Origin of the sequence: Pseudomonas sp. Sample_10, assembly GCF_004321495.1 — a bacterium.
GTDB lineage: Bacteria > Pseudomonadota > Gammaproteobacteria > Pseudomonadales > Pseudomonadaceae > Aquipseudomonas.
This window is the reverse complement of sequence record NZ_RCOE01000197.1, coordinates 1-1,416: the sequence shown is the minus strand read 5'-3', so window position 1 is coordinate 1,416 and position 1,416 is coordinate 1. Positions and strand designations below refer to the sequence as shown.

Annotated in this window: 1 protein-coding gene; it reads left to right on the top strand. The window is 62.7% G+C overall.

Going from position 1 to position 1,416, the window contains the following annotated elements:
• A partial coding sequence (locus tag D8U18_RS19410) for a class I tRNA ligase family protein (protein WP_153189115.1) occupies window positions 1–1,416 on the top strand: 1,416 nt, incomplete at both ends.

Genomic DNA, 1,416 nt, shown 5'->3' with positions numbered 1-1,416 from the left:
ACTGGGGCGTGCCGATCCCGTTCTTCCTGAACAAGGAAAGCGGCGAGCTGCACCCACGCACCGTCGAGCTGATGGAAGAAGTCGCCAAGCGCGTCGAAGTCGAAGGCATCGAAGCCTGGTTCAAGCTGGACGCCGCCGAGCTGCTGGGCGCCGAAGCACCGCAGTACGACAAGATCAGCGACACCCTCGACGTCTGGTTCGACTCGGGCACCACGCACTGGCACGTCCTGCGCGGTTCGCACCCGATGGGCCACGAGAGCGGCCCGCGCGCCGACTTGTACCTGGAAGGTTCGGACCAGCACCGTGGCTGGTTCCACTCGTCGCTGCTGACCGGTTGCGCCATCGACAACCACGCGCCGTACCGCGAGCTGCTGACCCACGGTTTCACCGTCGACGAGTCCGGCCGCAAGATGTCCAAGTCCCTGGGCAACGTGATCGCACCGCAAAAGGTCAACGACACACTGGGCGCCGACATCATGCGTCTGTGGGTCGCGTCTACCGATTACTCCGGTGAAATGGCGGTATCCGAGCAGATCCTGCAACGCAGTGCGGACGCCTACCGGCGTATCCGTAACACCGCGCGCTTCCTGCTTTCCAACCTGACCGGTTTCAACCCGGCCACCGACCTGCTGCCGGCTGAAGAAATGCTCGCGCTGGACCGTTGGGCCGTGGACCGTACCCTGCTGCTGCAACGCGAGTTGCAAGAGCACTACGGCGAGTACCGTTTCTGGAACGTGTACTCGAAGATCCACAACTTCTGCGTGCAGGAGCTGGGTGGTTTCTACCTCGACATCATCAAGGATCGCCAGTACACCACTGGCGCCGACAGCAAGGCCCGTCGTTCGTGCCAGACCGCGCTGTTCCACATCAGCGAAGCGCTGGTGCGCTGGATCGCGCCGATCCTGGCGTTCACCGCCGACGAGCTGTGGCAGTACCTGCCGGGCGAGCGTAACGAATCGGTCATGCTCAACACCTGGTACGAAGGCCTGACCGAACTGCCGGAAGGCTTCGAACTGGGTCGCGCCTACTGGGATCGCATCATGGAAGTGAAGGTGGCGGTCAACAAGGAAATGGAAATCCAGCGTGCGGCCAAGGCCGTCGGTGGCAACCTGCAAGCCGAAGTGACGCTGTTCGCCGAAGACGCCCTGAGCGCCGACCTGGCCAAGCTGAGCAACGAGTTGCGCTTCGTGTTGATCACTTCGACCGCCAGCGTTGCGCCGTTCGTACAGGCGCCTGCCGACGCAGTGGTCACCGAAGTCAGCGGCCTGAAACTGAAAATCGTCAAATCGGCCCACGCCAAGTGCGCCCGTTGCTGGCACTGCCGTGAAGATGTCGGCGTGAACCCGGAACATCCGGAAATTTGCGGTCGTTGCGTCGACAACATCAGCGGCGCCGGCGAGGTTCGTCACTATGCCT